Origin of the sequence: [Clostridium] symbiosum ATCC 14940, assembly GCF_000466485.1 — a bacterium.
In the GTDB taxonomy this organism is placed as follows: Bacteria; Bacillota; Clostridia; order Lachnospirales; family Lachnospiraceae; genus Otoolea; species Otoolea symbiosa.
This window is the reverse complement of record NZ_KE992915.1, coordinates 1-5262: the sequence shown is the minus strand read 5'-3', so window position 1 is coordinate 5262 and position 5262 is coordinate 1. Positions and strand designations below refer to the sequence as shown.

Below are 5262 nucleotides of genomic sequence, written 5' to 3'. Positions count from 1 at the left end.
GTGACCTGTGTGCGGAGCGTGCAGGTTATCGTTTGTCCGTTGGAGGGGGAAAATACCTCCGGCGTTACAATTTGAAATACTGCATAAAATATTAAGGAATTTGTATGAAATTGTATGAAAAGAAGCTTTATTTTTCTAAAAGATTTTGATATAACTATAAGTAAGATGAACAAGGCCGCCATTCTGCAGGCAGTCGTTTAGCGGCGGAATGACAGAGACAGGCAAGGGACGAAAGGAAATAGGATATGAAAACTTCACTTAGCAGGGAACAGGCACTGGAATTATTAAAAAAATATAACAAGGAACCGTTTCACATTCTTCATGCTCTGACTGTGGAGGGAGTAATGCGCTGGTATGCTGACGAACTGGGATATGGTGAGGATGCGGATTTCTGGGGTATCGTCGGACTTCTCCATGATATTGATTTCGAACTGTATCCAGATGAGCATTGTCTGCGCGCGCCGGAGCTTTTAAGGGGAGGAGGAGCCGAAGATGAACTGATTCACGCTGTGGTCAGCCATGGATATGGGATCCGCGTCGATACAGCGCCGGAGCATGAGATGGAGAAGGTGCTTTTCGCCTCGGATGAGCTTACGGGACTGATCGGTGCTGCCGCCAGAATGCGCCCGTCAAAAAGTGCAAAGGATATGGAGCTTTCCAGTTTAAAGAAGAAGTTTAAAGATAAAAAATTCGCCGCAGGATGTTCCAGAGATGTGATTACCAGGGGGGCTACGCAGCTTGGCTGGGAACTGGACCGACTGCTGGAACAGACAATACTGGCAATGCGTTCCTGCGAGGACAGTGTCAATGAACAGATGGAGCAGATGGTATGATACGGTACCGCCTGAACGGCAGCCTTTCTCCAATGAGAGAAGAGGAGGAATACGGCCGGAATGATGTCCGCATTGAACTGATGACAATACAGGAGTTTGAAGCGGATAAAGAACAGATATCGCATAAAAAGCTTCTGCTCAGGCAATTGGAGCAGATTCAGTATTGTAAGGCCGAGATATTCGGCAGTTGTATTATCGGCACCTTTGCTGTCCCGAATGTAAAGAATCTGCCGGGAAAGAAGGAGAGCTTCGGCTTCCATATGGTAAAGGACAGGCTCATTTTCGTTGAAGGCGGCGGGGAGCACGTAAAATCAATATTTGACAGGATGAGGGAAATACAATACGGGGAGCAGGGCAGTATGTCTGCATTTTTTACCGGTTTTTTAAACTATCTGATAGAGGGGGATTCGATTTTCCTGCAGGGATATGAGAACAAGCTGATTGTGATGGAAGACAAGATGACGAAAGGGCTTCAGAAAAACTTTTATGAGAAGATCATCCGCTGCCGCAAAGACATGCTCCATCTCCAGTCTTTTCTGACCCAGCTTGCCGATATGGCCGATATTTTCCGCTCCAATACAAACCATCTCTTTGAGGCGGAGGAAAAGGAAGGCTTTGCGATCTTTGCCCACCGAGTGGAACGGCTTGGCGACCATGTATCGCTTCTGAGGGAATATATCCTGCAGATACGCGAGATGTACCAGTCGCAGATCGATATTGCCCAGAACCGCACCATGGGCATTCTGACCGTGGTGACTACGATTTTTCTGCCATTGACGCTGCTGGTCGGATGGTATGGAATGAATTTTACAAACATGCCGGAACTGACGTGGAAATACGGATATCCGGCTGTGGGAGTGTTAAGCATTATTATAATTATCCTGGAAATCCGGTTTTTCAGGAAGAGGAACCTGTTGTAGGAAGTATGGAACAGTTACGGACATTTAACATTAGAGAAAGTAATGGAGGTAAAGACCATTGAAACTTTTATCAGTTGCAATCCCCTGCTATAACTCGGCGGCTTACATGAGGCATTGTATCGAATCGCTGCTCCCGGGCGGTGATGAGGTGGAGATCCTCATTGTGAACGACGGTTCTACGAAAGACAACACCGGTGAGATTGCAGACGAATACGAAAAACGTTACCCGGGAATCTGCCGCGCCATCCACCAGGAGAACGGCGGCCATGGTGAGGCGGTCAATTCCGGCCTTAGGAATGCCACAGGTGTTTTTTTCAAGGTGGTGGACAGTGACGACTGGGTGAATGAGGATGCTTACCGTGAGGTACTTAAGACCCTGCGCAAGTTCTGCCATGACAATGTCACCCTGGATATGCTGATTACAAACTTTGTATACGAGAAACAGGGGGCAAAGCGGAAAAAGGTAATGAATTACAGGACCGCCATTCCAAAGGAAGAGCTGATTGACTGGAGCGGGGTTAAAATGTTCATGCTGGGGCAGTATATCCTGATGCATTCCGTTATTTACCGTACGGAAATGCTGCGGGAATGCGGCCTGGAACTTCCGAAACATACTTTTTACGTGGACAACATATTCGTTTATCAGCCGCTTCCGCATGTAAAGACCATGTATTATCTGGATGTAAACTTTTACCGGTATTTCATCGGCCGAGAAGATCAGTCGGTGAACGAGACCGTTATGATAGGGAGGCTGGATCAGCAGATCCGCGTGACGAAGCTGATGCTTGGATATTATGATGTGATGAAGATGCCGAACCGGAAGCTGCGGCGTTATATGATACGCTATCTGGAGATCATGATGACGGTGTCTTCGATTCTGGCGATCCGTTCGGAGACAGAGGAGAACCTGGCTAAGAAGAAGGAGCTTTGGCAGTATCTGAAACAGAAGAACCTGGGGCTTTATATCAGACTCCGATGGGGGTTCCTCGGACAGGGAACGAACCTGCCCGGAAAGAGCGGGCGGAAGGTTTCGATCGCCTGCTACAAAATCACGCAGAAATTCTATGGATTCAATTAGAAGAACAGGGGGAAAGGAGCAGCAAAGCTTTTCCATAACGACAAAAGGCATGCCATAGCATGCCTTTTGTCGTTTTTGTCGTGTGACAATATTTCGTATAACGTACTTACCGTATAAATTCGGGCCGTGTCTCTTCCTGGCTGCTTCCGGCATAGGCCAGCGGGTAAATTGCTCCGCAGAGAAGAACTGCTCCGACAACATCGATGATGGAGTGCTGTTTTAAAAAAACGGTTGCCATACAGATAGATACCATCAGGATAAAGGACATTACTCTTACCACTTTGTATTTCCTGAGGCTTTCACTCTTCATAATCGCAATATGTGTTCCGATAGAGTTGTAGACATGCACGCTGGGGAATACGTTCGTGCAGGTATCGGTCTGGTATAGCATGGCCACAATCCGGGAGCACAGATTCTTATTCGGGTCTATCACCGGCCTGAAATCCGTACCGTTCGGAAAAAGTGTACAGACCAGAAGACTGATGGTCATACCGGTAAATAAAAAGATACAGAGCCGGTAATAATCTTCCTTATTTACGAAGAAGAAATACGCAATAGTTACTGCTACATACGCAAACCAGAGGAAATAGGGGATGACAAAATATTCATTAAACGGAATATAGTCGTCCACTACGGAATGCATAACGTGATAGTGCTTTGTTATCGTTTTCTCCAGGTAAATAAACCAGGGCAGATAGATAAATCCATATCCCAGAATCCACAGATGTCCGTACTTCTTTAGAAAATTTTTCATAAGATCACCTTCCATAGTAGTGGAACTGTTACTTAAAAATTAACATAATTTTAACAGATTCTTTAACTTCGACTGATTATAGCATACTCTTGAGACGACTTCAAGGGGATTTAGAAAAGGTTAATAAAATTTAAGGAAGCTATCGGATTCCTTACTTTATTCTTCCATTTTTACAATATGCAGGTAATTATGGTTTATGATATTTATAGAGTTTAAAAAGATCTGTATTAGCATTTTATGGCTATTATAAGGTCAGGCCGGGCCGATTGAATATCCGGATCAGATAAGATATAATAAGTTTGGGAGCGGGCCCGCCACAAACAGCCCCTCAAAGTAACAATATTATAAGGGGCTGCAGCTTCCTACTCCTTCATTCCAGAACCTTCTTCCGTTGCCTTATTTTCTCGCTTTTCTGTCTTCCTCTACCAGCCTTTCTAATTCCCTGAACATATCTTTGGACATCATGGTAGGACGCTTTCGTTTGGTTATTATATGTATCACATGGAATACGAAGCCGGTCACAGCAACGTCGACGACGGACCAGTAATACAATGTGTTGTTTTTAATGCGGATCCATTTCTTTTTCATTTTTTCCTCCTGAGTTACTGTAGCTTTAAAAATAGTTTAGTAAATATATGTACTAAAATCAATAGTAAATATATGTACTATGTTATTCTTTTTTATCAAAAGGGGATAATATAGTTATGAAGTATGTCAAAATAATACGCGATTTAAGGGAAGATAATGACTTGACACAAAGTCAGGTTGCAGAATATCTGGGAACGAGCCAGACCATGTACGCAAGATATGAGAGAGAAGCATCGGAATTGCCTGTCAGACATTTATTAAAGCTGTGTGAGTTATATGGTGTAAGTGCGGATTATATTCTGGGAAGAGTGAATAAGTAAAAGAAAGAAGCGCAGGACCGGGCTTGCGCTTCTTTACAAAGTCGTTTAATTGTCTGACTTAAGCGACTGAGACGTTAACAGCCTGAAGTCCACGATTGCCCTGAGCAATATCGTATGTGACTTCCTGACCGTCTTCTAAAGACTTATATCCGTCCATTGCCAGTCCGCTGAAGTGAACAAATATATCTTCACCGTTTTCTCCGCAGATAAAACCGAATCCTTTTTGTGAGTTAAACCATTTTACTGTACCTTTATTCATGAAAGATACCTCCTGAAATTTTATTATGCATTTTCTATAAAACTAAAAAAAGCATATATACGTAATCAACAATAAAAAAATGACTACGATAAATATGCGGAATCAAGGCTTTATTTAAAATACTTTTCTTATCATACTATTTAATTTCCAATAAGTCAAGCAAAAATTGAAATAAAAAAATAATTTTAAACTGGGCCGATGATAGGGACGATTCATAAAGGAAAAGAATCCTATTCAGCTTTCGAATAGGAATCCTTTACATTTGTACGGCCGATCAGATAGTCTACGCTTGTGTTGTAAAAATCGGCCAGTTTACTGAATACTTCAATCGGGATAGCGCGTTCGTCATTTTCATATCTGGAATAGGTGCGTTGTGATACATTTAAAACTTTTCCTAAATAATCTTGTGTTAAATCATTATCCTCACGTAAATCTCTTATACGATCAAATTTCATCTTTTTAGCCTCCGAGCTTATTATGGTAGTGTCAAGTTTCACTACCTGTTTTATT

8 protein-coding genes are annotated in these 5262 nt (G+C 43.0%); 4 read left to right on the top strand and 4 right to left on the bottom strand.

Annotation, left to right across the window (positions count from 1 at the left end):
• The first annotated feature begins 245 nt into the window (after positions 1–245).
• From CLOSYM_RS10970 to CLOSYM_RS10960, 3 genes are read left to right on the top strand one after another with little or no spacing between them, the layout of a single operon-like run.
• Entirely contained in the window at positions 246–833 is a 588-nt protein-coding gene (locus CLOSYM_RS10970) for a hypothetical protein (protein WP_003499176.1), read from the top strand.
• Positions 830–1753 (top strand): magnesium transporter CorA family protein, encoded by a 924-nt coding sequence (locus CLOSYM_RS10965; protein WP_003499174.1) that lies wholly within the window; start codon positions 830–832, stop codon positions 1751–1753. Before CLOSYM_RS10970 ends, CLOSYM_RS10965 begins: the two co-directional genes overlap by 4 nt.
• Before the next feature lie 58 nt (positions 1754–1811).
• A complete protein-coding gene (locus CLOSYM_RS10960; RefSeq protein ID WP_003499172.1) occupies positions 1812–2831 on the top strand; it encodes a glycosyltransferase family 2 protein in 1020 nt (339 codons plus the stop codon).
• A gap of 106 nt (positions 2832–2937) precedes the next feature.
• Here the strand turns inward: CLOSYM_RS10960 and CLOSYM_RS10955 are convergent, their stop codons facing one another.
• Both CLOSYM_RS10955 and CLOSYM_RS10950 read right to left on the bottom strand, forming a co-directional pair.
• Positions 2938–3585: a phosphatase PAP2 family protein gene (locus CLOSYM_RS10955; RefSeq protein WP_009295960.1), complete on the bottom strand. Its 648-nt coding sequence runs from the start codon at positions 3583–3585 to the stop codon at positions 2938–2940.
• Positions 3586–3981: 396 nt separating this feature from the next.
• Positions 3982–4173, bottom strand: a complete 192-nt coding sequence (locus CLOSYM_RS10950) for a hypothetical protein (RefSeq protein WP_003499168.1) — start codon at positions 4171–4173, stop codon at positions 3982–3984.
• A 116-nt stretch (positions 4174–4289) separates the two neighbouring features.
• On the opposite strand from CLOSYM_RS10950, the gene CLOSYM_RS10945 reads away from it, so the two are divergent.
• Entirely contained in the window at positions 4290–4493 is a 204-nt protein-coding gene (locus tag CLOSYM_RS10945) for a helix-turn-helix domain-containing protein (RefSeq protein WP_003499166.1), read from the top strand.
• 58 nt (positions 4494–4551) lie between these two features.
• Here the strand turns inward: CLOSYM_RS10945 and CLOSYM_RS10940 are convergent, their stop codons facing one another.
• The gene (locus CLOSYM_RS10940) at positions 4552–4752 is read right to left on the bottom strand and encodes a cold-shock protein (protein ID WP_003499165.1); all 201 of its coding nucleotides are present in this window, start codon (positions 4750–4752) and stop codon (positions 4552–4554) included.
• A 230-nt stretch (positions 4753–4982) separates the two neighbouring features.
• On the bottom strand, positions 4983–5262 hold a 280-nt coding region (locus tag CLOSYM_RS10935), incomplete at its 5' end, for a helix-turn-helix domain-containing protein (RefSeq protein WP_021642179.1).

Coding starts and splice junctions, on each gene's coding strand:
- CLOSYM_RS10940 (WP_003499165.1), bottom strand. CDS start 4,752: ATGAATAAAGGTACAGTAAAATGGTTTAACTCACAAAAAGGATTCGGT.
- CLOSYM_RS10965 (WP_003499174.1), top strand. CDS start 830: ATGATACGGTACCGCCTGAACGGCAGCCTTTCTCCAATGAGAGAAGAG.
- CLOSYM_RS10950 (WP_003499168.1), bottom strand. CDS start 4,173: ATGAAAAAGAAATGGATCCGCATTAAAAACAACACATTGTATTACTGG.
- CLOSYM_RS10945 (WP_003499166.1), top strand. CDS start 4,290: ATGAAGTATGTCAAAATAATACGCGATTTAAGGGAAGATAATGACTTG.
- CLOSYM_RS10955 (WP_009295960.1), bottom strand. CDS start 3,585: ATGAAAAATTTTCTAAAGAAGTACGGACATCTGTGGATTCTGGGATAT.
- CLOSYM_RS10970 (WP_003499176.1), top strand. CDS start 246: ATGAAAACTTCACTTAGCAGGGAACAGGCACTGGAATTATTAAAAAAA.